The 23,098-nt window shown below is 71.5% G+C and carries 10 protein-coding genes; 5 read left to right on the top strand and 5 right to left on the bottom strand.

Translation table 11 applies throughout. From position 1 onward, the window contains the following. Positions 1-78 precede the first annotated feature (78 nt). Together GA0074692_RS15340 and GA0074692_RS15335 are read right to left on the bottom strand one after the other, a co-directional pair. Positions 79-906: a SigB/SigF/SigG family RNA polymerase sigma factor gene (locus GA0074692_RS15340; protein WP_091645157.1), complete on the bottom strand. Its 828-nt coding sequence runs from the start codon at positions 904-906 to the stop codon at positions 79-81. Between the two features lie 312 nt (positions 907-1,218). After that, positions 1,219-2,808, bottom strand: coding sequence for a phospholipase D family protein (locus GA0074692_RS15335; protein ID WP_091645155.1), 1,590 nt, complete (start codon positions 2,806-2,808; stop codon positions 1,219-1,221). A 125-nt stretch (positions 2,809-2,933) separates the two neighbouring features. Between GA0074692_RS15335 and GA0074692_RS36525 the strand changes: the two genes are divergently transcribed. Next, entirely contained in the window at positions 2,934-3,062 is a 129-nt protein-coding gene (locus GA0074692_RS36525; RefSeq protein ID WP_281198940.1) for a hypothetical protein, read from the top strand. Positions 3,063-3,178: 116 nt separating this feature from the next. Here the strand turns inward: GA0074692_RS36525 and GA0074692_RS15330 are convergent, their stop codons facing one another. Continuing rightward, positions 3,179-4,165 (bottom strand): pirin family protein, encoded by a 987-nt coding sequence (locus tag GA0074692_RS15330; RefSeq protein ID WP_091645153.1) that lies wholly within the window; start codon positions 4,163-4,165, stop codon positions 3,179-3,181. A gap of 384 nt (positions 4,166-4,549) precedes the next feature. On the opposite strand from GA0074692_RS15330, the gene GA0074692_RS15325 reads away from it, so the two are divergent. Further along, positions 4,550-6,061, top strand: coding sequence for an FAD-binding oxidoreductase (locus tag GA0074692_RS15325; protein ID WP_218106675.1), 1,512 nt, complete (start codon positions 4,550-4,552; stop codon positions 6,059-6,061). A gap of 85 nt (positions 6,062-6,146) precedes the next feature. Here the strand turns inward: GA0074692_RS15325 and GA0074692_RS15320 are convergent, their stop codons facing one another. Beyond that, positions 6,147-7,679 (bottom strand): multicopper oxidase family protein, encoded by a 1,533-nt coding sequence (locus GA0074692_RS15320; protein WP_091645150.1) that lies wholly within the window; start codon positions 7,677-7,679, stop codon positions 6,147-6,149. Between the two features lie 380 nt (positions 7,680-8,059). Between GA0074692_RS15320 and GA0074692_RS15315 the strand changes: the two genes are divergently transcribed. From GA0074692_RS15315 to GA0074692_RS15305, 3 genes are all read left to right on the top strand, one after another. Further along, positions 8,060-10,267, top strand: a complete 2,208-nt coding sequence (locus GA0074692_RS15315; protein WP_176738456.1) for an MMPL family transporter — start codon at positions 8,060-8,062, stop codon at positions 10,265-10,267. A 256-nt stretch (positions 10,268-10,523) separates the two neighbouring features. After that, on the top strand, positions 10,524-10,847 hold the full coding sequence (locus GA0074692_RS15310; RefSeq protein ID WP_176738455.1) for a transposase: 324 nt from the start codon (positions 10,524-10,526) through the stop codon (positions 10,845-10,847). A gap of 1,426 nt (positions 10,848-12,273) precedes the next feature. Continuing rightward, positions 12,274-13,110, top strand: coding sequence for an AfsR/SARP family transcriptional regulator (locus tag GA0074692_RS15305; protein WP_342672842.1), 837 nt, complete (start codon positions 12,274-12,276; stop codon positions 13,108-13,110). Positions 13,111-13,559: 449 nt separating this feature from the next. On the opposite strand, the gene GA0074692_RS15300 is transcribed toward GA0074692_RS15305, so the two are convergent. Beyond that, on the bottom strand, positions 13,560-22,877 hold the full coding sequence (locus tag GA0074692_RS15300) for a type I polyketide synthase (protein WP_218106673.1): 9,318 nt from the start codon (positions 22,875-22,877) through the stop codon (positions 13,560-13,562). Positions 22,878-23,098 lie beyond the last annotated feature (221 nt).

The raw sequence follows: 23,098 nt of genomic DNA, 5'->3' as shown, positions 1-23,098 counted from the left end.
GTTCGGCTCCCGGACGCGGACACGGCGGAGGCCGGACCACCCCCTCGGGGTCCGGCCTCCGCCTCTGCTCGCTCAGGCTCAGTACGTGCCGTCGAGCTGTCCGCGTAGCTTGGTCAACGCCCGGGCCAGCAGCCGGGACACGTGCATCTGCGACACACCGATCTGCTCGGCGATCTGCGACTGGGTGAGGTTGCCGTAGAACCGGAGGGTGAGGATCTTCTGCTCCCGCTCGTCGAGCGTGGCGAGCGCCGGACCGAGCGCCACCCGCAGCTCGGCCAGCTCGAACTCGTTGTCCTCACCGCCGAGCATGTCGCCCAGCTCGGTGGCGCGGTCGCCGTCGCCGGTGGGGGTGGAGAGTGACACCGCGTTGTAGGCGCGGGCCCCCTCCAGGCCCTCCAGCACCTCTTCCTCGGTGAGGTTGAGGTGGCTGGCGATGTCGGCCACCGTCGGCGAGCGGCCCAGCGTCTGCAACAGCGAACTGTTCGCGTCGGAGATGGCCAGCCGCAGCTCCTGGAGGCGGCGTGGTACCCGGATGTCCCAGGTGCGGTCCCGGAAGTGCCGCTTCAGCTCACCGATGATGGTCGGAATGGCGTACCCGGCGAAGTCGACACCCCGGCTCGGGTCGAACTTGTCGATCGCCTTGATCAGGCCGACGGCGGCGGTCTGCGCCAGGTCGTCGGTGGGCTCGCCCCGTCCGCTGTACCGGTGGGCGAGGTGGTTGGCGAGCGGGAGCCAGGCCTCGATGGCCCGGTCGCGCAGGGCGGCCCGCGACGGATGGTCGGCGGGCAGCGCGGCCATGGCGTTGAGCAAGTCGGCCGCACTGTCGGTGAGGGCGCGCGGGTCCGGCTTCTCGGTGGCGGCGGGTGCGCCGGTGGTCGCCGCCTTCGTGATCGTTGGCGCGGTCATGGGTGGTCCTCCCTGCACCTCGTCCGCGGGTAAGAACGTGAGGCTTTTGGTTTAGCTTCAGTTGAGCCTTTCGGGACTTACCTTAGCCCGATCGTGCCGGCTAAAGCTAGCCGAAAGTACGATGTACTTAAGCCTCATGTTTTCACTATCCGGCGTAAATCGCCCAAGATCTCTGGAGCGCTTGGGGGAAAGTGTCATATCCGTCATGGCGCTGTCACGTGGGGTCGTGCTCGGGAGTGGTTCATTGCTGCGTTTGGTGAAATCTCGTTGCGCTGGGTGACCGTACTGATTCCCGGAGACGACGCGGAGGGATCACCAGGTGCCGGCGAGGCGGGCACGCAACGGACGGCCGTCCGGGTCGTAGACCAACCGGTACGCCGGCAGCGCCCAGAGGCGGGTGTACCAGGGCAGCCGCTTGGGCCGGTGCGGGCGGAGCCGCCCCGGCGGCCGGGGGCCGACGCGCCCCGCGTCGTGCCACCGCTGGAGCGCGTCGGCGGCGGCGGTGACCGCCGCCACCACGTCCGCCGGGTCCAGCAGGTCGACGTCACCGCTGCCGTCCTCGGGCCGGTCCAGGTGCTCCCGCAGCAGGCGCAGCCGCAACTCCCGGGCGAAGCGGCGGGCTCCGTCGCCGTGGCCGGCGGGGTCGGCCGGGGCGCGCTCGTCCCGGGTCTCGTCCAGCACGGCGCAGGACAGCTCGCTGTCGTGGGTCCAGGAGCGGCGGTTGAAGTTGTCGCTGCCCACGCTGGCCCACACGTCGTCGACCACGCACACCTTGGCGTGCACGTAGACCGGAGCGCCGTCGTGGTTCTCCACGTCGAAGACGTGCACCCGGTCGGCGGCGGCCTCCTGGCAGAGCGACAGCGCCTGTTCCCGGCCGACTGTGTTGGGTGGCAGCGCAAGCCGCCCGTCTACGTCCGGATAGCGGGGCACCACCGCGACCAGGTGGAGGTCCGGGTTGGCCCGCAACGCCTCCGCGAACAGCTCGGCGATCTCCTTCGACCAGAGGTACTGGTCCTCCAGGTAGATCAGCCGTCGGGCGCGCCGTACCGCCTTGGTGTAGCCACGGGCCACGGTGCGCTCCCCGTCCGGGGCGAACGAGTAGCGGGGGCGCACCGCCGGATAGGTGCGCAGCACCTGCACGTGGTGCGGGCCGCAGGGCGCCGGGTCCGGGGGCTGGGCCGGCAGCGGGTCCGGACTCAGGTCCGCCCGGCGCAGCCGGTCCCGCAGGTAGGCCAGGGGATTCTCCGAGTCCAGCGGCATCGGGTCGGTCCACCGCTCACGGAAGGCGGTGTCCAGCGCGCCGACCACCGGGCCGCGCACCGCGAGCTGCACGTCGTGCCAGGGCGGCCGGGCGCCGTACCGGGGGGACATCCGGATCGCCTGCGGATCGCCGTGGTGCGCGGCGTCGTCCCGACGGCTGTGGCACAGGTCGATGCCGCCGACGAACGCCACGTCGCGCCCGGGTCGGCCGGGGTGGCGCAGCACCACCAGTTTCTGGTGGTGCGACCCGCCCCGGCGGACCCGCTGGTCCAGGAGCACCTCACCGCCGGCCGCCGAGATCGCCTCGCTCAGGCTGCGGTTCTCGTCCTCGCTGTAGGCCAGCACGTCGAGGTGGGACCGCCAGACGAGGCCCTTCACCACCACGCCCCGCTGGGCCGCCCGGGCGAAGAGCTGGGCCACGGTCGGGCCGTCCGGCCGCATCCGTTCGTCGGGGTCGCCCCGCCAGTCCGTGAAGAAGAGTTGGTCGCCGGCCTCGAGCGCCTCGACCTCGTCGACCAGCCGATCGAAGTACGCCGCACCGTGAATTAACGGCTCGGCAAGGTTTCCCCCGGTCCAGACGGGTAATTCTGACACCGGGTTGGCGCGTTCCCCCGTGGTCAGGAACCACTCCCGCACGGTCACGTCCCAGCCTCCCCAGGTCGACGACGCTCCCACCGTAGGACGGGCGCCGTTGGCCCGCACGTGGGCGAGCCTCGCCCACAGCCGGTCACACCACGCGCGGACGGACACCGAGGAGGACACGCACCATGCCGGTCGATACACCGAACGCCCAGTCCGAGCACCAGACCCAGGCGGTGGAGAGCGAACGGGGCGCCCTGGTCGCCGTCCTGCTCATGGTGATCCTCGGGGTCGCCGGGATCTTCGCCGTCTCCTGACGGCGGTGGGGAATTCGCCGTCTCCTGTGACGGCGGTGGGGAAATCCGCCGTCTCCTGACAGCGGTGGGAAACGGTACGGGCGCCACCGGTCGCACCGGTAGCGCCCGTCGTCGGATCAGGGCTGGCCGGGTCCGTCGGTGTGCGGCACCCGCTCGGTCGGAATCACCCCGAGCCGGCCGGCCTGGAAGTCCTCGAACGCCTGGATGAGCTCCTCGCGGGTGTTCATCACGAACGGCCCGTAGTGCGCCACCGGTTCCCGGATCGGCTGCCCGCCCATGATGTACAGGTCCAGTGCCGGGGTCCGGGTCTCCTGCTGGAGGTCCGCGGCGAAGCGCAGCGCGTCGCCCGGCCCGTGCACCGCGAGCTGGCCGGTGTGGATCGGCCGGCGGTCGGTGCCGACCGTGCCGCGACCGCCCAGCACGTAGACCAGGGCGTTGAAGTCCGGCTGCCAGGGCAGGTCGACCTCGGCGCCCGGCTGCACCGTCACGTGGGTGATGGTGATCGGGGTGTGCGTCGAGCCCGGCCCCTGGTGTCCGGCCACCTCGCCGGCGATGACCCGCAGCAGCGCGCCCCCGTCGGGGGTGGTCAGCAGCACGGACTCCTTGCCGCGGATGTCCTGGTAACGCGGGGGGTTCATCTTCGCCACCCGGGGCAGGTTGACCCAGAGCTGGAGCCCGTGGAAGAGACCACCGCTCACCACCAGGTGCTCCGGCGGGGCCTCGATGTGCAACAGGCCACTGCCGGCGGTCATCCATTGGGTGTCGCCGTTGGTGATGGTGCCGCCACCACCGTGGGAGTCCTGGTGGTCGAAGACGCCGTCGATGATGTAGGTGACGGTCTCGAAGCCGCGGTGGGGGTGCCAGGCGGTGCCCTTCGGCTCACCGGGGGCGTACTCCACCTCACCCATCTGGTCGAGGTGGAGGAAGGGGTCCAGTTCGTGCATGGGGACCCCGGCGAAGGCCCGGCGGACCGGGAAACCCTCGCCCTCGAAGCCGCTCGGCGCGGTGATCATGCGGCGGACCGGCCGGAACGCGGTCGTCGACTCGTCCAGTCGGGGCAGCCGGGGCAGGACGAGGACGTCCTCGACGGTGATGGCGGGCATGGCACCAAATGTAGCCACCGCCGGACCGGGTCGGCCCTTTCATCGGTGTGAGTTACGGATCATCGGCGACCCGCCGGGACGGCCAGCACGTCCCGCCCGATGCGGATCGCAGCCGGTCGGCGACCCGCCGTGCGTCGGGAGGGGCCTCCTCGGCGTGTCGGCACTTCCTGCCGTGGTTGTCCCTTCCGCTCCAGCGACTCGCGATTCCGATCTATCTTACCTTCTGTCATGATCTGGTGACACAAGGTGCGGTGTGCCGTGATGCAAAATGCGGTGTGCAACGAAGGGGATGCGGCCATGACGCGACGCAGAACCGGCCGGAAGCGGCCGGAACTCACGTTTTCCTGCACCCGCGCCCCGCGTGCCGGCGCCGGGAGATGTCCGGTGACCCCGGAGGAGGCCGCGCTGTTCGACGGCTCCTTCCCCGCCTCGATCGTTCCCGGCGGTGAGTACCACCCGCCGTTGCCCAGGCTGGACCCGATGCTCGACGCCGCACCGGACGGCTCAGCTTCGCGCAGCGCGGAGGCCGTCGCCCGGCGGCTGCGTCACCAGTTCGACGGTCGCCTCCACCTGCCCGGCGAGACCGGCTACGACCTCGGCCGGCTGGCCTGGCGGCGTGACCTCGACCAGCAACCCCTGCTGGTCGCCGAGGTGGCCGACGCGGCCGACGTGGCGCGGGCGGTCATCGCCGCCCGCGAGTTCGACGTGCCGGTCGGGGTCCAGGCGACCGGACACGGCACGGTACGCCCGACCGACGACGGCGTGCTGCTCAACCTGTCCCGGATGGCGTACGTCGACATCGACCCGGTCCGGGCCACCGCCCGGGTCGGCGGGGGTGCCCGCTGGGGAGACGTGGTGGCCGCCGCCGCCCGGTTCGGGCTGGCCCCGATCTCCGGCTCCTCGCCCGCGGTGGGGGTGGCCGGGTACACCCTGGGCGGCGGGGTGGGCTGGTTGTCCCGCCGGCATGGGTTCGCCGCCGACAGCCTGCTCCGGGCCGAGGTGGTGACCGCCGCCGGCAACCGGCTGGTCGCCGGCCCCGACGACGACGTCGACCTGTGGTGGGCGCTGCGCGGCGGTGGCGGCAACTTCGGCGTCGCCACCGAACTCCTGCTCCGGCTCTACCCGGTCGGGCAGGTCTACGGCGGGGTGGCGTACTTCCCCGGCGAACGGGCCGGGGAGATCCTGGCGTGCCACCGCGACCAAGCCGCCGACCTGCCCGACGAGCTGACCACCGCGTTGAGCCTGCTCCGGCTGCCGGACGCGGCGACCGTCCCGGAACCGTTGCGCGGCCGGACGGTGGTGGCGCTGCGCGTGTGCCACACCGGTCCGGAGGCGTGGGGGCGGCGGGCACTGGCCCCCCTGCTGGCCGTGGCCGGCCCGCCCCTGTGGGGTGGTTACGCCCCGATGACCTGGCCGGGTGCCGCCGCCGTCCTGGACGACCCGCAGCCCAGGCCGCAGATCGTCCGCGAACACACCGACCTGTTCCAGGGGATGAGCGACGAGCTGATCGACGTGTTGCTCGCCGAGATCGGCGGCCCCGGGACGAACCGCTCCCCGATCTCGGCCATCAACCTGCGGCACGTGGGCGGGGCGATGGGGCGACCACTGCCCGACGGTGGGCCGTCCGGCCACCGGGACGCGACGTACGCGCTGATCGCCATCGCCCCGCACCTGTGCGCCGCGCAACTGCCGGTCGCCCGGGGCTATCTGGCGGCGTTCGCCCGGCGGCTGCGCCCGTACGCCACCGGTGGGGTGTTGCTGAACCTCCTCAGCGACCCGAGCCGGACGATGGCCGCGTACCGCCCGGCGGATCTGGGCCGGTTGGCCGCCCTCAAGCGGATCTACGACCCGGAGAACATCTTCCACCGCAACCACAACATTCCCCCAGGCCCCTGAGCCCCGACCGCCGCCCTGACGACCGACGCCGGCCCTCCCCGACGGGGGAGGGCCGGCGTCGTGTCGTTCGCCGTCGGGGCGTAGGTCAGCCGTGTCCCTGGTGCCCGCCGCCGTGCCCGCCGTGGTTACCGCCCGGGGTGCCGGCCTTCTGCCCCGGCTCGACCACCACGAACTGGCCCATCATCCCCTCGTCCTCGTGGTACAGGATGTGGCAGTGGTACATGTACGGCATGTTCGGGTCGGAGTGGTCGGCGAACCGGGCAATGATCCGGAACTTCGTGTTCGGGCGCAGGTACAGCGTGTCCTTCCAGCCGCTCAGGTGCGGCGGGGGCTTGGCCCCGGCGACGTCGATCACCTGGAACTGGACGTCGTGGACGTGGAAGTTGTGCTGGAGGGCCTCCTGGCTCGTCAGCTCCCACACCTCGGTGGTGCCCTTGGTGACCGTGAGGTCGATCCGGTCCATGTCCATGGCTTCGCCGTTGATCCGGGTACCGCTCAACGTGAATTTCCGGGTCTCGGCCGCCTCCTTCGGGTCCAGCCGGGGGATGTCGGCGAGTCGGGACGGCAGCTCGGGGCTCTCCTCGAGCCGGTCGGCCGCACGCAACTCGAGGACGTCGAAGGTGTCCTCGCCGCCGTTGAGCCGCTCGGTCATGCTGTCCGCGCCGAGATCCGGCGCGAAGCTGCGCAGCACCGTCCGCTCGCCGGGACGGACGTCGACCACGATCTCCGCCCGCTCACCGGGGGACAGCATGACCTTCTTCATCCGGTACGGCTGGGTGAGCAGGCCGCCGTCCGTGCCGACCAGGGCGAACTCCCGGTCATCGGCGAAGCCGAAGTCGAAGACCCGAGCGTTGGAGGCGTTGAGCACCCGGAGGCGGATCCGTTCCGTGGTGACGTCCAGGTACGGGGCGGTAGCACCGTTGACCACGATCGTGTCGCCGATCAGGCCGACGCTGCTGAACAGCGTGTTGCCCTCGCGGAGGTTCCCGTTCCGGGAGAAACGCTTGTCCTGCACGATGACCGGCACGTCGTCCACGCCGTACCGGTCGGGTAGTCCGCCGACCGAGCTCGTCGGCTCGTCCACGATGAACATGCCGGCGAGTCCACGGTAGACGTGCTTGGCGGTCTCCCCGTGCGGGTGCGGGTGGTACCAGAGCGTGGCCGCCGGCTGGTCCACCTTCCAGGTGGGGTGCCAGCTCTGGCCGGCCGGCACCATCTGGTGCGGTCCACCGTCCATCCGGGCCGGCAGGTGCATGCCGTGCCAGTGCACGGTCGTCTCCTCGTCCAGCTCGTTGTGCATGTTCACCAGGACCTGTTCGCCACGGGCCGCGCGCAGGGTCGGGCCGAGGTACGCCCCGTTGAAGCCCCAGGTGTCGGCGGTGCGGTCACCGAAGTCGTGCCGTCCGGTCTGGGCTCGCAGCTCGAAGACCCGCCGTCCCTGTCCATCCACTGTGGAGGGGGCGAGCGGTGGCACCGGTAGCGCGTGGACGAACTCGATCTCGCCGGCGGTGGAGATGGTCTTGGAGTTGAACATCCAGGCCACTCCGGCCACACCGGCCGAACAGAGCAGCACCACGGCGACCGTGGCGACGATCAGCACTCGCCGGAGCGGGCGCATGGGCAATCACCTCTGGGGTATCAAGGGGTCGGTACACCCGTAGCCTGACTGTCTATCCGTATGACGTCCACCTGATCTCGGAACCCCAGGGGAAACGCAGGGTTCCCCCTGATCCGGGCTGAGGACGGCGGGTCGTGCCGGGGCAGGGCAGGGTGTCGGGCAGGCGTTCCGCCGCAGGTCAGCGGCAGGAATCGGGAACCCTGAGCATATATCCATACCTGTCTCCTGATGTCTCGGGGTCTGGGCCTGGCATGGGCGGAACATGGGCGTCATGCGACCGAAGATGTAGTACGGCTACGGATACCCCTGTTACGGTGTGGCCTAGCTACAAGTAGACAAGCTATCTATCTGAGTCGTGAGTCTCAGGAGGTCGAGCTCTGATGACCAGATCTTCCGCCGACGCGCCGTCGACACGGCGCCCGAGTGCCTTCGAACGGCTGGGCGGCTGGGCGTACCGGCGTCGCTGGATCGCGGTGGTGCTGTGGGTGCTCGTGCTGGCGGGGGTCACCGTCGCCGCCCAGGCCGTGGGCAGTGACTACCGTAACGACTTCTCGCTGCCGGGTACCGAATCCCAGAAGTCCCTGGACCTGCTCGAGGAGCGGGCACCGGTGCAGTCCGGAGAGTCGATCCAGATCGTCTTCGAGCGCGAAACCGGGTTGCGCGACCCCGGCACGCAGGGCCGGATCGAGGTGATGCTCGCCGAGGTCAAGGAGCTGCCGCACGTCGCCGGCGTGCAGAGCCCGTACGAGGGCTACGGCATCTCGGAGCAGGGCACCATCGGTTACGCCACCGTCGCGCTGGACGGCCAGGCCGCCGACGTGCCGACCGACGACGTCCGCAAGATCATTGACGCCGCCGGCGAGGCCGAGGGCGAGGGGCTCCGGGTGGAACTCGGCGGCGCGCCGATCCGCGCGGCGCAGGAGGGCGGCGGTGGCGGCGCCGAGTTTGCCGGCATGATCGCCGCACTGGTCATCATGGTTATCCTGTTCGGATCGATCGTCGCGGCCAGCCTGCCGCTGGTGATCGCCATCTTCGCCGTGGGTTCCGCGATCGGCCTGATCGGTCTGGCCTCGCACGTGGCGACCATCGCCGACTTCACCGCGCCGCTGATGATGCTGGTCGGCCTGGGCGTCGGCATCGACTACGCCCTGCTGATCTTCTCCCGGTACCGCTCCGAACTGCTCAAGGGGGTGGAACGGCGGCAGGCGGCGATCAACGCCCAGGACACCGCCGGTCGGACGGTCTTCTTCGCCGGCTGCACGGTCATCCTGGCCCTGATCGGACTGGTCGTACTGGGTCTCGGCTCGTTGCAGGGCGTCGCGGTGGCGGTCGCGATGACTGTCCTGGTCACCATGCTCTCGTCGCTCACCCTGCTCCCCGCGCTGTTGTCGATCGTGGGTGGCCGGATCGAGAAGGGTGTGCAGAAGCGGCTGGCGAAGGGGCGCGGCGCCGAGGGCGCGCAGTGGCGCCGCTGGGTCACCTGGGTGCAGAAGTACCGCTGGCTGAACGCGCTGGTGCCGCTGGGCATCCTGGTGGCCCTCGCGGTTCCCGTGGTGAACATGAACCTGGGCTTCGCCGACGCCGGCAACGACCCGGAGTCCACCCACAGCCGTCAGGCGTACGACCTGCTGGCCGAGGGCTTCGGGCCGGGCTTCAACGGGCCGCTGATCGTGCTCGCCGACGGCAGCCCGGAGGATGCGGCCCGCGCCCAGAGCGCCATCGCCTCGACCGAGGGCGTGGCCACCGCCGTCCCGCCGAACGCGATCGGCGAGAACCTGTCGCTGATCATCGTCCTGCCCGAGTCCAAGCCGCAGGACCAGGAAACCATGGACCTGGTCGACCGGCTGCGGGAGAACGTGCTGCCGCCGGTGGCGGAGGAGACCGGCGCCAGGTACCTGATCGGTGGCAGCACCGCCGCCACGGTCGACTTCTCCGAGGCGGTGGCGGCCAAGATGCCGATCTTCGTGCTCGTCGTGGTCGGCCTTTCCACGCTCCTGCTCGTCCTGGTCTTCCGGTCGCTGCTGATCCCGCTCTTCGCAGCGGTGCTCAACGTGCTCAGCGTGGGCGTGGCGCTGGGCGTCATGACCCTGGTCTTCCAGGACGGACGACTCGGCGTCGAGCCGGGCCCGATCGAGGCGTACGTGCCGGTCATGATCTTCGCGGTGGCCTTCGGTCTCTCCATGGACTACCAGGTCTTCCTGCTCTCCCGGATGCAGGAGGAATGGGAGCGGAGCAAGGACCCGACCGAGGCGATCCGGGAGGGCATCGCGACGACCGGGAAGGTGGTGACCGCGGCCGGTGCCATCATGGTGGTGGTCTTCGCCGCCTTCATGCTCAGCCCCACCCGGATGCTCCAGCAGTTCGGGCTCGGGCTGGCGGTCGCGATCCTCGCCGACGCCCTGCTCATCGGCTGTCTGATCCTGCCCGCCCTGATGCAGATCTTCGGGCGGAAGGCGTGGTGGCTGCCGCGCCTGCTCCGGCGGGCCCTGCCCCGGGTCGCCCTGGAGCACCCCGGCGCCGGCGCAGATGCCGATGTCGATGCCGAAGAGCCCACCCGTGAGGAGGTCAGGGAGCCCGTCAGGGTCTGACGACGACTACCGCCGTGGGTCCCGTCCGGGACCCACGGCGGCCCCGGCGGTCGCTCTCCGCCGGACCCGCCGGCCGTGACCCGCCAGGGCCACGGCCGGAGGACGCGTTACAGCACATGGTCAGTCGGTCGCACGCGGTTCACCCCGATGATCCGCGCCGCAGGCGGTCCAGCCGGATGCCGGTTGGACCGCTTACGGGGATCTGTCGGCGGGTGCGGTTCGGAGCCGCGGGGAAGTACGAGAGGCAGGGATGCTCATGGCGCCGCCCAAGAAGTATCCGGACGAGCTGCGGATCCGCGCGGTGGAGCTGTGGCGGGAATCCGATCCACGGCCCCCGATCGTGCAGCTCGCCCGGGATCTCGACGTCCACCCGGAGGCACTGCGGACCTGGATCCGGCAGGACGAGATCGAGCGCGGCGAGCGACCGGACCCGCGCGCCGAGCGGCTGTCGGAGACCGAGGCGGAGGAGCTGCAACGGCTCCGGGCCGAGAACGCCGAACTCCGCCGGGTGAACGAGATACTGACCGCAGCGAGTGCCTTCTTCGCCTCGCAACTGGATCAGCAGCGTCGGCTTCTGTGAGCACCGCCGAGTCGACCCCCCTCGACGGTGTCCGAACAGGACTGTCCAAAATAGATCACGATGCTGTCGTGCCGTGCCGCTGTGACCGGTGGTCGCGGCGCTTCCGTCCGTGCGGTCGCGCCGGCGCTTCGGAATCGGGTGGTCGGTGTGGATTGAGCCGACCGTTCGTTTTCGGTGATCGTCCGGACCCGTGTTGGACTGCTGACGTTCCGCTCATCTTTGCCTGTCCAGAAAACAACCAGCAGTCATCCAGGTATCGCCATTCATGGATTGAATCCTGGGCTGTGTCTGTGTCAGGCGACGGGCGGGTGGGTGCTCTCCGGTTGGATGACTCGGGCCGGTGCCGACGGCCGGTTACTTCGATCCGCTGGGTCGCCGGTGTCACCCGTCCGGCGGGGTGACTCCGCAGGTGAAAGCGGGGAGGCTGGGATGGCCGTCCGGGGCGGTCCCGTCTCCCCGGATCCCTATGTGCCTGGTTGGGTGTTTTGGGGAGGCAAGTCCATCTTTCTGCTGACGTCTGCCGGTTTGTGGGAGATTGCGGCGGTACTCGTCGGGGGATCCGGCTCGTCCGACGGGGGAAGGGCCACCCTCAAGTGTCGGCCAGCTGACAGGTTTATCTTCTCGATACATGACCTTCGTGCCTGGACTGCCAGGATCGAACACTACCGATCGTATACGCCCAGGATCGGACCAGAAGGTGGTTGTCGGCGGACCCGGCGGGCCGCCCCCGGGTGCCGCGCGCCCCCGGTGCGCCCCCCGGCGTGCCCTCATGATCAGCGCAAACGCTCCCTGGTGAGCGATTTGCGACGGCCACGCCGCCCCGCCGACAGGTGTAATTGAGGTTGCTCCGGCCTGGGGTGCCGCGCGCAATTTCACTACATCCTGTGAAGCCTGGCCCAACAATGCATGGGTGCCTCGAAGCCGGCTCGAAAGCTTCTAGGATTCTGTGCATGCTTGTGCGGCAACCTGCAATGGGGCATAGTGAGGAACAGAGGCATGCATCGATTGGTTTGATCAGTGTGACGGGTGTTGTCCCACTCGGAAATATTTGATCCGACAATCGATGATTCAGTCAATGGTTGACCATCGGAGCTGGGGGGCTGCTAGGTGTCACCTTGAGCAACCGTGATGTCTCGCTGAGTAACGATGGCAAGAGGCGGCAGCTGGGGGGCGCCCCGTCGCTGCGAATTCCGCTGTGCGTATCGATGCCTGGCGCTACATCAAGTAGCGCATGGTTCACTTATTGTCACGCCCATCAAGCTGTCAGGTATGTGTGTGAACTGGGGATGTCCTGACGGGGAAATGGTCCTGAATTCGTTCAGGAATTGCGCTGACATTATCTGAGTCAGGGCTCAAGGGCGTAGAGAAGGATGTGACAGCATTGCAGATCAACGTGCTCGGTCCCTTGTCGGTTCATGTCGGCCAAATGGATATGACGCCAACGGCGCCAAAACCGCGTCGGGTGCTCGCGCTTCTCGCTATTTGTGCCAATCGAGTCGTCCGTAACGAACAAATTATCGAAGAACTGTGGGAGAACAGTCCGCCCACCAGCGTCACCACCACGCTCCAGACCTACGTCTACCAACTCCGCAAACATCTCCAGCGGGCACTCGTCCCACAGCCGGTTGCCGCCGGGCTGGACTCCACGCCGACGTCCGAACTGCGGACGTTCGCCGGCGGCTACATGCTGTCGCTCGCCCCGGAGGCGCTCGACTCGCTGCGCTTCGAGCAACTCGTGGCGCAGGGCCGCGCGGCGCTCGAGAGCGGTCGTACGGAGGCCGCGGCCCGGATTCTCCGCGATGCGCTGGCGCTCTGGCGGGGGCCGGCGCTGGTGGACGTAACGCCGGGACCCATCCTCCAGGTGGAGGTGCTCCGGCTGGAGGAGATGAGCAAGAGCGCCCTGGAGTTGCGCATCGAGGCGGACCTGCTGCTGGGGCGCCACCACGAACTCCTCAGCGAGCTGGTCGGACTCTCCGCGCGGCAGCCCACCCACGAGGGGTTCCAGGCGAAGCTGATGCTGGCGCTCTACCGGGCCGGGCGCCGCTCCGAGGCGCTCGGCGTCTACCAGGGGGCACGCAAGGCCCTGGTGGCGGAGCTGGGGGTGGACCCGTCGGGCGACCTCCAGCGGTTGCACCGGGCCATCCTCGAGGGCGACCCGAGCCTCAGCGAGGCCGGACCGCCGCCCATCGGGCTGGAGTCGCTGGCGATGTCGATTCCCCGGCAGCGGCGGTTGGAGCACCGGCAGGTCGGTGCGGTGCAGTAGGACGTCTCGGCGGCGACCGGACCCGATCTCGGGGCCGGTCGGCCAACCCCGGCTGGTGGGCGGTGACCCACCCCGGGGCCGGCGACCGTCATCGGACCGACGGGTTCGGGCCGCGATATCGGACCGTCCGTGTGACCAGTGCCGCGCACACCGCGCGGCCACCCGGCACCCGGGCGGTCTCTTCGCGTTCGGCCCCGGCGGTCTCCTCGCGTTCGGCCCGGGCCGTCTCTTCGCGTTCGACCTGGGCGGTCTCTTCGCGTTCGGCCCGGGCCGGCAGTGGGGGACGGGTACGTCGCCGACTGCCGAGGTCCCGCCGCCGTTTTCTCCACCGACCGGCCCGGGGCGGCCTCGACGAGGCCCGGGCCTGGTCCTGCCGCCCGCGCCCGGCCGGGCGGACGTCGCCGTCCCGGCCGGGCGCGGTGGGGCCGCCGGGCCCGGCGGCCCCACGGTCACGACTTCCCCGCCGCCAGCACCTGGTCGAGCAGGACCTCCGCCAGTTCACCCACCCGGGGGTACTCGAACACCACCGTGGCGGGTAGCCGGAGACCGGTGGCGGTCCGGAGCCGGTTGCGCAGCTCCACCGAGGCGAGCGAGTCGAACCCGAGGTCGCGGAACGTCTGCCCGTGATCGATGCCGCCGGTCTTGCCCAGCACCGAGGCGACCTCGGTGCTCAGCAGCCGGACCAGGGCGTCGCGCCGGCGGTCCTCCGGCAGCGCCGCGAGCTGGTCGGCCCAGGAGGAGGACGAGGCAGCGGCCCGGGTGACCCGTTCCGCGACCCGCCGTCCGGGCGGCGGGACGAGGTCCCGGAACATGCCGGGTACGGTGTCCCGTTCCGCGTGGCCACGCAGCGCCGCCCGGTCCAGCCGGACCGGCACCAGGTGGGCCTGGTCGCGGGTGACAGCCAGGTCGAACAGGGCGAGGCCCTCCTCGTTGGACAGCCCGGCGACCCCGGCCCGGCTCATCCGGGCCAGGTCGGCCCCGGCGAGGTGCCCGGTCATCCCGCTGGCCTCAGCCCACAGGCCCCAGGCCAGCGAGGTGGCGGTGCGGCCGCTGGAGCGGCGCAGCGCGGCCAGTCCGTCGAGGAACGCGTTCGCGGCGGCGTAGTTGCCCTGACCGGGCAGGCCGATCGTCCCGGCGACCGAGGAGAAGAGCACGAAGGCGTCCAGCGGCCGGTCCCGGGTCAGGTCGTGCAGGTGCCAGGCGCCATCCACCTTGGGACGCAGGACCCGGGCCACCTGCTCCGGGGTGAGCGCCTCGACCGTCGCGTCGTCGAGCAGGCCGGCGGTGTGCACGACCGCGGTGAGCGGGTGGGCCGCCGGCACCTGGTCGAGCACCCGGGCCAGCGCGTCCCGGTCGGCCACGTCGCAGGCCGCGACGGTCACCTCCGCGCCCAGTTCGGCGAGTTCCTTCTCCAGTTCGGCCACCCCGTCCGCGTCCCGGCCGCGTCGGCCGGTCAGCAGCAGATGCCGTACGGAGTACCGGGTGACCAGGTGCCGGGCCAGCAGCCGGCCCAGCGTGCCGGTGCCACCGGTGATCAGGACGGTGCCCTCCGGGTCGATACCGCCGGGCAGGGTGAGCACGAGCTTGCCCACGTGCCGGGCCTGCTGGAGGTGGCGGAAGGCGGCCGGTGCCCGGTCGATCGGCCAGGTGGTGATGGGGCTCGGTTCCAACGCCCCGGAGTCGAAGAGGTCCACCAGGGCGGTGAACATCGCCTCGATCCGGTCCGGGTCCACGGTCAGCAGGTCGAAGAACCGATACGACACCCCCGGATGGTCGGCGGCGACCCGCTCGGCCGGGCGGATGTCGGTCTTGCCCATCTCGACGAACCGACCCCCTCGGGGCAGCAGCCGCAACGACGCGTCGGTGAACTCGCCGGCCAGCGAGTTCAGCACCACGTCCACGCCCTCCTGCCCGGTCGCGTCGGCGAACCACTGCTCGAAGTCCAGCGTCCGGGAGTTGGCGATGTGGGCGTCGTCGAAGCCGGCCTCCACCAGCGTGTCCCACTTCGGCGGGCTGGCCGTGGCGAACACCTCGGCGCCCAGGTGGCGGGCGATCTGCACCGCCGCCATCCCGACGCCACCGGTCGCGGCGTGGATCAGGACCCGCTCCCCGGCCCGCAGGTCGGCCAGGTCGACCAGGCCGTACCAGGCGGTGAGGAAGACCGTCGGCACGCTGGCGGCGAGCGCGAAGGTCCAACCCGGCGGGATGCGGGTGAGCAGACGCCGGTCGGCCACCGCGACCGGGCCGAAGGCTCCCTCGGGGAAGAGGCCCATCACCCGGTCACCGGGGGCCAGGTCGGTGACGCCGGTGCCGACCTCGACGACCACCCCGGCCGCCTCGCAGCCCATCGTCGCCGCGCCCGGGTACATGTCGAGGGTGATCAGCACGTCCCGGAAGTTGAGGCCGGCGGCCCGGACCGCGATCCGGACCTCCCCCTCGGCCAGCGGGCGGTCCGTTCCCGCGTTGCCGACCAGGGCCAGGTTCTCGATGGTGCCGCGCGGCTCGGGCACCAGCCGCCAGTCCGTCGTCTCCGGCACGAGCAGGTTCTGCTCGGTCCCGGCACGGGCCAGTCGGGGGACGTGCAGCGCCTCGCCCCGGACCGCCACCTGCGGCTCGCCGGCGGCGACCGCGGCAGGCACCCGCAGGTGCGACGGGGTGTCCAGGTCGACCAGGACGAACCGATTGGGATGCTCGGTCTGCGCGCTGCGCAGCAGCCCCCACACCGCCGTGCTCACCGGGTCCCGGACCGGCTCGCCCGGATCGGTGGCGACCGCCCGGAACGTGGTCAGCACCAGGCGGGAGGCGTCCAACCGGTCGCTGGCCAGCCACTGCTGGAGCAGGTCCAGCGCGGCGGCGACCGCCGAGTGGGCCGCCGGGACCATCTCCGGCTCCGGGGCCCCGGCGTTCGCCACCACCACGTCCGGCACCCGCGCCCCGGCCTCGACCGCGGCGAGCAGCGCGGCCAGGTCCGGGTAGACCGTCGCGCCGACCGCGTCCAGGTCGCTCTCGCCGAGCGCTGCCAGCCGCGTGGCGCCGGCGGTCGGTGGGACGGTCACCTCGGTCCAGGCCAGCTCCAGCAGCGAGTCCCGGTGCGCCGCCGTGGCGGTGAGCTGACTGGGGTCGGCGGGTTGCAGGGTCAGCGACTCCACCTCGGCCACCGGCGACCCGGACTCGTCGGTCAGGGTCAGCGTCGCACTGTGGGCGCCGGTGCGCCGGACGTGCACCCGCAGCGCGGTCGCCTCCACGGCGTGCACCCGCACGCCACTCCAGGCGAACGGCAGGGCGATCCCGGCCCGGGTGTCCCCGTCGAGCAGGCTCAACACGAGCGGGTGCAGCGCGGCGTCGAGCAGGGCCGGGTGCACGTGGAAGCCGGTGACCGGCTGGTCGTCGGCGAGCCGTACCTCGGCGTAGAGGTCGTCGCCGTCCCGCCAGGCCCGGTGCAGGCCCTGGAACGTCGGCCCGTACCGGTAGCCGGCGTCGGCCAGCCGGGGGTAGGCGTCCGTCAGGTTCCACGGCTCGGCCTGCGCCGGAGGCCACTCGTCCAGGCGCGACCCCTCGCCCGGGCTGCCCTCGGTGAGGGCCCCGGCGGCGTGCCGGACCCAGCTCCGGTCGGCGCCGGCGTCACCGGCCGCCGGTCGGGAGTGGATCGTCACGGTCCGTCGCTCCGGTTCGTCGCCGGGGGAGACGTTGACCTGGATCTCCACCCCGCCGGTGGCCGGCAGCACCAGCGGTGCCTCCAGCACGAGGTCGTCCACCCCGCCGCAGCCGGCCCGGTCGGCGGCGTACGAGGCCAGGTCGACCAGGGCGGCGCCGGGCAGCAGTACGGTGTCGCGCACCGCGTGGTCGACCAGCCAGGGATGCGTACGCCGGGACAGCCGACCGGTGAGGAGCACCCCGGCGTCGCCGGCCAGGTCGATCTCGGTGTCCAGGAACCGATGCCCGTCGGCCCGGTCCGGGGCTGCCCCGGTGGGCGCGGCGAGCCAGTGCCGGTGCGGCTGGAACGGGTACGTCGGTAGGTCGACCGGGCCGCGCGGCGCGTACGTCGGGTCGGCGACCAGCCGGGGCCGCTGCCCGGTGTGGACGTGCACGTGGGCGAGGGAGAGCAGCAGTCGGGTGGTGGTGCCTTCGCCGCGTTTGAGGGTGCCGGTGGTGGTGCCGTTGTGGTCGGCGGCGTCGAGGGTGTCCTGGATGCCGATGGTGAGGACGGGGTGTGGGCTGGCCTCGACGAAGTGGGTGTGTCCGGCGGTGGCGAGGGCCCGGACGGTTTCGGCGAACCGGACGGTGTTGCGGAGGTTCTGGAACCAGTACCCGGTGTCGAGTGCGGTGGTGTCGAGCAGCCCACCGGTGTAGGTGGAATAGAACGGGATCCTGGCGGTCCGTGGCTGGATCTGGCCGAGTAGTTCGTGGACCTGGTCGCGGATGGGTTCGACGAAGGGGGTGTGGGAGGCGTAGTCGACGTCGATCCGGCGGGCGTTGACGTCGTTGGCCTGGAAGTTCGCGACCAGCTCCTCCAGGGCGGCGGCCTCACCGGCGACGACGGTGGAGTGTGGGCCGTTGATCGCCGCGACGTGGATGCGGTCGGTCCACGGGCTCAGGTCGACCTTTTCTACCGGCAGTGGTACGGAGACCATGCCGCCGGTGCCGGCCAGCGCGGTGATCGCCTGGGACCGGCGTGCCACGACCTTGGCGGAGTCGTCGAGGGTGAGGGCTCCGGCGATGTAGGCGGCGGCGATTTCGCCTTGGCTGTGGCCGATGACGGCGTCGGGTTCGATGCCGTGTGCTCGCCAGGTTTCGGCGAGGGAGATCATCATGGCCCAGAGGACGGGTTGGATGACGTCGACCCGGTCCAGCGGTGGGGTGTCGGGTTTGCCGCGGAGTACGTCGACGAGGTTCCAGTCGGTGTACGGGGCGAGCGCCTCGGCGCAGCGGTGTAGTTGTGCGGTGAAGACGGGGTGGGTGTCGAGCAGCCCGAGCGCCATGCCCACCCACTGCGACCCCTGACCAGGAAAGACGAAGACGGTCTTCCCCTCGGTCGGGGTGCCGGTGACCAGGTTCGGCGCGGACCGGCCCTCGGCGAGAGCGGTGAGCGCCTCGCGGGTCTCGTCCGGGTCGGCGGCGACCACGACCGCCCGGTTGTCGAACCGGGCCCGGGTGGTGGTCAGGGTGTGCGCGACCACGGCCGGGTCGAGGTCGGGGTGGGCGTCCAGGTGTGCCACGAGGTTGGCGGCCTGGTCGCGCAGAGCGGCCTGGCCCCGCGCCGACAGCGGGTACGCGGCGACGGCCGCCGCAGCGCCGTCGGCCGGTCCGGTGCCGTCACCGGTCGCCGGTCCGGTGGCGTCGGTGGTCGCCGATCCGGTGCCGTTGACGGTCGTTGCGTCGGGGGCGTCAGCGGTGAGGTCCGGGTCCGGCGACTCCTCCAGGATCACGTGGGCGTTGGTGCCGCTGATGCCGAACGAGGAGACCGCGCCCCGGCGGGGCTGTTCGCCGCGCGGCCACGGCACCGCCTCGGTGAGCAGGCTGACCGCGCCGGACGACCAGTCCACGTGCGGTGACGGCTCGGCCGCGTGCAGGGTGGGCGGTAGCACGTCGTGGCGGAGCGCCTCGATCATCTTGATCACGCCGCCCACCCCGGCCGCCGCCTGGCTGTGCCCAATGTTCGACTTCAGCGAGCCCAGCCGGAGCGGCCGGTCCGTCGGCCGTTCCCGCCCGTACGTGGCGAGCAGCGCGCCGGCCTCGATCGGGTCGCCGAGGCTGGTGCCGGTGCCGTGCGCCTCGACGGCGTCCACATCGGTGGGGGAGAGGCCGGCGTCGGCCAGCGCGTCCCGGATCAGCCGTTCCTGGGACGGGCCGTTCGGGGCGGTGAGGCCGTTGCTGGCTCCGTCCTGGTTGATCGCGCTGCCCTTGATCACCGCGAGTACCCGGTGGCCGTGCCGCCGCGCGTCGGAGAGCCGTTCCAGCAGCAGCACCCCGGCACCCTCGGCCCAGCCGGTGCCGTCCGCTCCGGCCCCGAACGCCTTGCAGCGACCGTCGGGGGCGAGGCCGCGCTGCCGGCTGAACTCGACGAAGATGCCGGGGGAGGACATCACGCAGGCCCCGCCGGCCACCGCCAGGGTGGACTCGCCCCGGCGCAGCGACTGCACCGCGAGGTGGATCGCCACCAGCGACGAGGAGCAGGCGGTGTCCACCGTGAACGCCGGACCCTCGAACCCGAAGACGTATGAGATCCGGCCGGACGCGACACTGGTGGTGCTACCGGTGAGCCGGTACCCGTCGGAGCCGGCCGACGTCTCGTAGAGCCGGGGGCCGTACTCCTGGGACATCACGCCCATGAACACGCCGGTCCGGCTGCCGCGCAGCGTGGTCGGGTCGATGCCGGCCCGTTCGAACGCCTCCCACGAGGTCTCCAGCAGCATCCGCTGCTGCGGGTCCATGCCCGCCGCCTCGCGCGGGCTGATGCCGAAGAACTCCTCGTCGAACTCGTCGGCCCGGTGCAGGAAGCCGCCGTGCCGGGCGTACGACTTTCCGGGTGCGCCGGGCTCCGGGTCGAACAGCCCGTCCAGGTCCCAGCCCCGGTTGGTGGGGAACTCGCCGATCGCGTCGGTGCCGCTGGCCACGAGCTGCCACAGGTCCTCCGACGAGCGGACGTCGCCGGGGTAGCGGCAGCCGATGGCGACCACGGCGATCGGCTCGTCCGTGTCCGCGTCCGTCCGGGTGGTGGCCGTCGGGTCGTCGTCGCCGCCGATCAGTTCGTCGCGCAGGTGGCCGGCGAGGGCCGCCGGGTTCGGGTGGTTGAACAGCAGCCCGGAGGCGAGCCGCAGCCCGGTGGCGGCGGCGAGTCGGTTGCGCAGCTCCAGCGCCAGCACCGAGTCGAAGCCGAGTTCCTTGAACGGTACGTCGGTGCCGATCACGGCGTCGGAGGCGTGGCCGAGCACGGCCGCCGCGTTCTTCCGGACCAGGTCGAGGGCGAGCCGGGACTGCTCGGACACCGGCAGCAGGGCGAGCCGTTCGGCCAGGGTGCCGGTCAGCCCGGGCCGCGCGTCCCGGACGGGCTCAGCGTCCCGGAGCGGGTGTGCCGCTCCGCCCCACGCGGGCCCCGTCGGCACCGGTCCGGTGGCGATCCAGTACGACTCCCGCTGGAACGGGTACGTGGGCAGGTCGACGGTGCCGGGGGCGACGAACCCCGGGTCGGCACTGAGGACCGGTGCCTGTCCGGTGTTGGTGTGTACGTGGGCGAGGGAGAGCAGCAGTCGGGTGGTGGTGCCTTCGCCGCGTTTGAGGGTGCCGGTGGTGGTGCCGTTGTGGTCGGCGGCGTCGAGGGTGTCCTGGATGCCGATGGTGAGGACGGGGTGTGGGCTGGCCTCGACGAAGTGGGTGTGTCCGGCGGTGGCGAGGGCCCGGACGGTTTCGGCGAACCGGACGGTGTTGCGGAGGTTCTGGAACCAGTACCCGGTGTCGAGTGCGGTGGTGTCGAGCAGCCCACCGGTGTAGGTGGACCAGAACGGGATCCTGGCGGTCCGTGGCTGGATCTGGCCGAGTAGTTCGTGGACCTGGTCGCGGATGGGTTCGACGAAGGGGGTGTGGGAGGCGTAGTCGACGTCGATCCGGCGGGCGTTGACGTCGTTGGCCTGGAAGTTCGCGACCAGCTCCTCCAGGGCGGCGGCCTCACCGGCGACGACGGTGGAGTGCGGGCCGTTGATCGCGGCGACGTGGATCCGCCCCTCCCACGGGGTGAGGTCCACCTTCTCCACGGGCAGTGGTACGGAGACCATGCCGCCGGTGCCGGCCAATGCGGTGATCGCCTGGGACCGGCGTGCCACGACCTTGGCGGAGTCGTCGAGGGTGAGGGCCCCGGCGATGTAGGCGGCGGCGATTTCGCCTTGGCTGTGGCCGATGACGGCGTCGGGTTCGATGCCGTGTGCTCGCCAGGTTTCGGCGAGGGAGATCATCATGGCCCAGAGGACGGGTTGGATGACGTCGACCCGGTCCAGCGGTGGGGTGTCGGGTTTGCCGCGGAGTACGTCGACGAGGTTCCAGTCGGTGTACGGGGCGAGCGCGTCGGCGCAGCGGTGTAGTTGTGCGGTGAAGACGGGGTGGGTGTCGAGCAGCCCGAGCGCCATGCCCACCCACTGCGACCCCTGACCAGGAAAGACGAAGACCACCTTGCCCGGCGTACCGGTGCCGGTGACCAGCCCGCCGTCCGGCCGCTGCTCGGCCAGCGCGGTCAACGCTGCCCGCGCCTCGGCGCGGTCGCCGGCGACCACCACGGCCCGATGCGCGAACCGGGTCCGCGTGGCGGCCAGGGTGTGCGCGACCACGGCCGGGTCGAGGTCGGGGTGGGCGTCCAGGTGTGCCACGAGGTTGGCGGCCTGGTCGCGCAGGGCGGGCTCGCTCTGCGCCGACAGCGGCCAGGCGGTCACCGCCGGAGCCGGCCCGGTCGCCGGCTCCGGGGCGGCCGGCTGCTCCGGGGCGGTGGTGAGCACCAGGTGGCAGTTGGTGCCGCCGATGCCGAACGAGGAGACCCCGGCGAGCAGCGGCGCGTCCGGCCGGGGCCAGTCGCCGCCCTGCTGCTGCACCCGCAGCCGCAGTTCGTCGAAGGGAATGGCCGGGTTGGGTCGCTCGAAGTTCAGGCTGGCCGGCAGGTGCCGGTGGCGCAGGGCGAGCACCGCCTTGAGCAGGCCGACGATGCCGGCCGCACCCTCCAGGTGGCCGACGTTCGTCTTGGCCGAGCCGACCCGCAGCGGCGCGTCGGCCGGCCGGTCCGCGCCGAGCACCCGGCCCAGCGCGCCGGCCTCGATCGGGTCGCCGACCCGGGTACCGGTGCCGTGCAGTTCGACGTACTGCACGTCGTGCGGGTGCACGCCGGCGTCGGCGTACGCCAGCCGCAGCACCTCCTCCTGCGCCGCCTGGCTGGGGACGGTGAGGCCCTCGGCCACCCCGTCGTTGTTGACCGCGCCACCGAGGATGACCGCGTGCACCCGGTCCCCGTCGGCCAGCGCCCGGGACAGCGGCTTGAGCAGCACGGCCCCGCCGCCCTCGCCCCGGACGTAGCCGTTGGCGCGGGCGTCGAAGGTGTGGCAGCGGCCGTCGGGGGAGAGCGCGCCCGCCCGGTCCATGCCGGTGGTGCTCTCCGGCGCCATGATCAGGTTCACCCCGGCCGCGATGGCCAGGGTCGACTCGCCTCGGCGCAGGCTCTCGCAGGCCAACTGCACCGACACCAGCCCGGAGGACTGTCCGGTGTCCACGGTCAGGCTCGGCCCGGTCAGGCCGAGGTGGTGGGAAACCCGGTTGGCGAGGATGCTGCGGTGTAGCCCGGTGACGGTGTGCGGGGAGACCGCCTCCGGCCCGCCCCGGTAGGACAGTGTGGCGTAGTCGTCCCAGATCGCCCCGACGAAGACTCCGGTGCGGGTGGCGCGGACCGCCGTGGGGACGATCCGGGCTTCCTCCAGCACCTCCCAGCTCAGTTCGAGCATCAGCCGCTGCTGCGGGTCCATCGCGGTGGCCTCGCGGGGACTGATGCCGAAGAAGGCCGCGTCGAAGGTGTCCACGCGGTCCAGGAAGCCGGCCCGGCGTACCCCGACCGGCGGTTCGCCCACGTCCCGCCAGCGGTCCGCCGGTGGCTCGCCGACCGCCTCCACCCCGTCGCGCAGCAACTCCCAGAAGGCACCCGGTCCGGGCGCCTTCGGGAGCCGGCAGGCGAGTCCGATGATCGCTATGGGTTCGGTACGCCCCACGGGTGCCTCACCCACGGTGGTCTGCGGTTCGCTCACGGTTCCCTCCCGGGCGCGGTGGTTCTGACAGGCGCATCGGTGTTGTCTGGGCGGTGTTCCGCGCGGGTGCGCGACGGGCGCCGACGCTGCGCACGCCCGACGCCGCGAAGCTCTGCCGGACGGCTGCCTCGGGCTGGGCTGGCTGGGCTGAGGTGGTCTGGCTGGGCTGGGCTGGCTGGGCTGAGGTGGTTGCAGGGGACCCTTGCTCATCAAAAAGCGGT

Origin of the sequence: Micromonospora pallida, assembly GCF_900090325.1 — a bacterium.
GTDB lineage: Bacteria > Actinomycetota > Actinomycetes > Mycobacteriales > Micromonosporaceae > Micromonospora > Micromonospora pallida.
The sequence above is the reverse complement of the archived record's forward strand: the minus strand, read 5'-3'. Positions and strand labels throughout refer to the sequence as shown.

What these genes read in the sequence shown, in the direction of transcription:
- GA0074692_RS15340 (WP_091645157.1), bottom strand. Translation starts at nt 906, where the DNA reads ATGACCGCGCCAACGATCACGAAGGCGGCGACCACCGGCGCACCCGCC.
- GA0074692_RS36525 (WP_281198940.1), top strand. Translation starts at nt 2,934, where the DNA reads ATGCCGGTCGATACACCGAACGCCCAGTCCGAGCACCAGACCCAGGCG.
- GA0074692_RS15330 (WP_091645153.1), bottom strand. Translation starts at nt 4,165, where the DNA reads ATGCCCGCCATCACCGTCGAGGACGTCCTCGTCCTGCCCCGGCTGCCC.
- GA0074692_RS15320 (WP_091645150.1), bottom strand. Translation starts at nt 7,679, where the DNA reads ATGCGCCCGCTCCGGCGAGTGCTGATCGTCGCCACGGTCGCCGTGGTG.
- GA0074692_RS15315 (WP_176738456.1), top strand. Translation starts at nt 8,060, where the DNA reads ATGACCAGATCTTCCGCCGACGCGCCGTCGACACGGCGCCCGAGTGCC.
- GA0074692_RS15310 (WP_176738455.1), top strand. Translation starts at nt 10,524, where the DNA reads ATGGCGCCGCCCAAGAAGTATCCGGACGAGCTGCGGATCCGCGCGGTG.
- GA0074692_RS15305 (WP_342672842.1), top strand. Translation starts at nt 12,274, where the DNA reads ATGGATATGACGCCAACGGCGCCAAAACCGCGTCGGGTGCTCGCGCTT.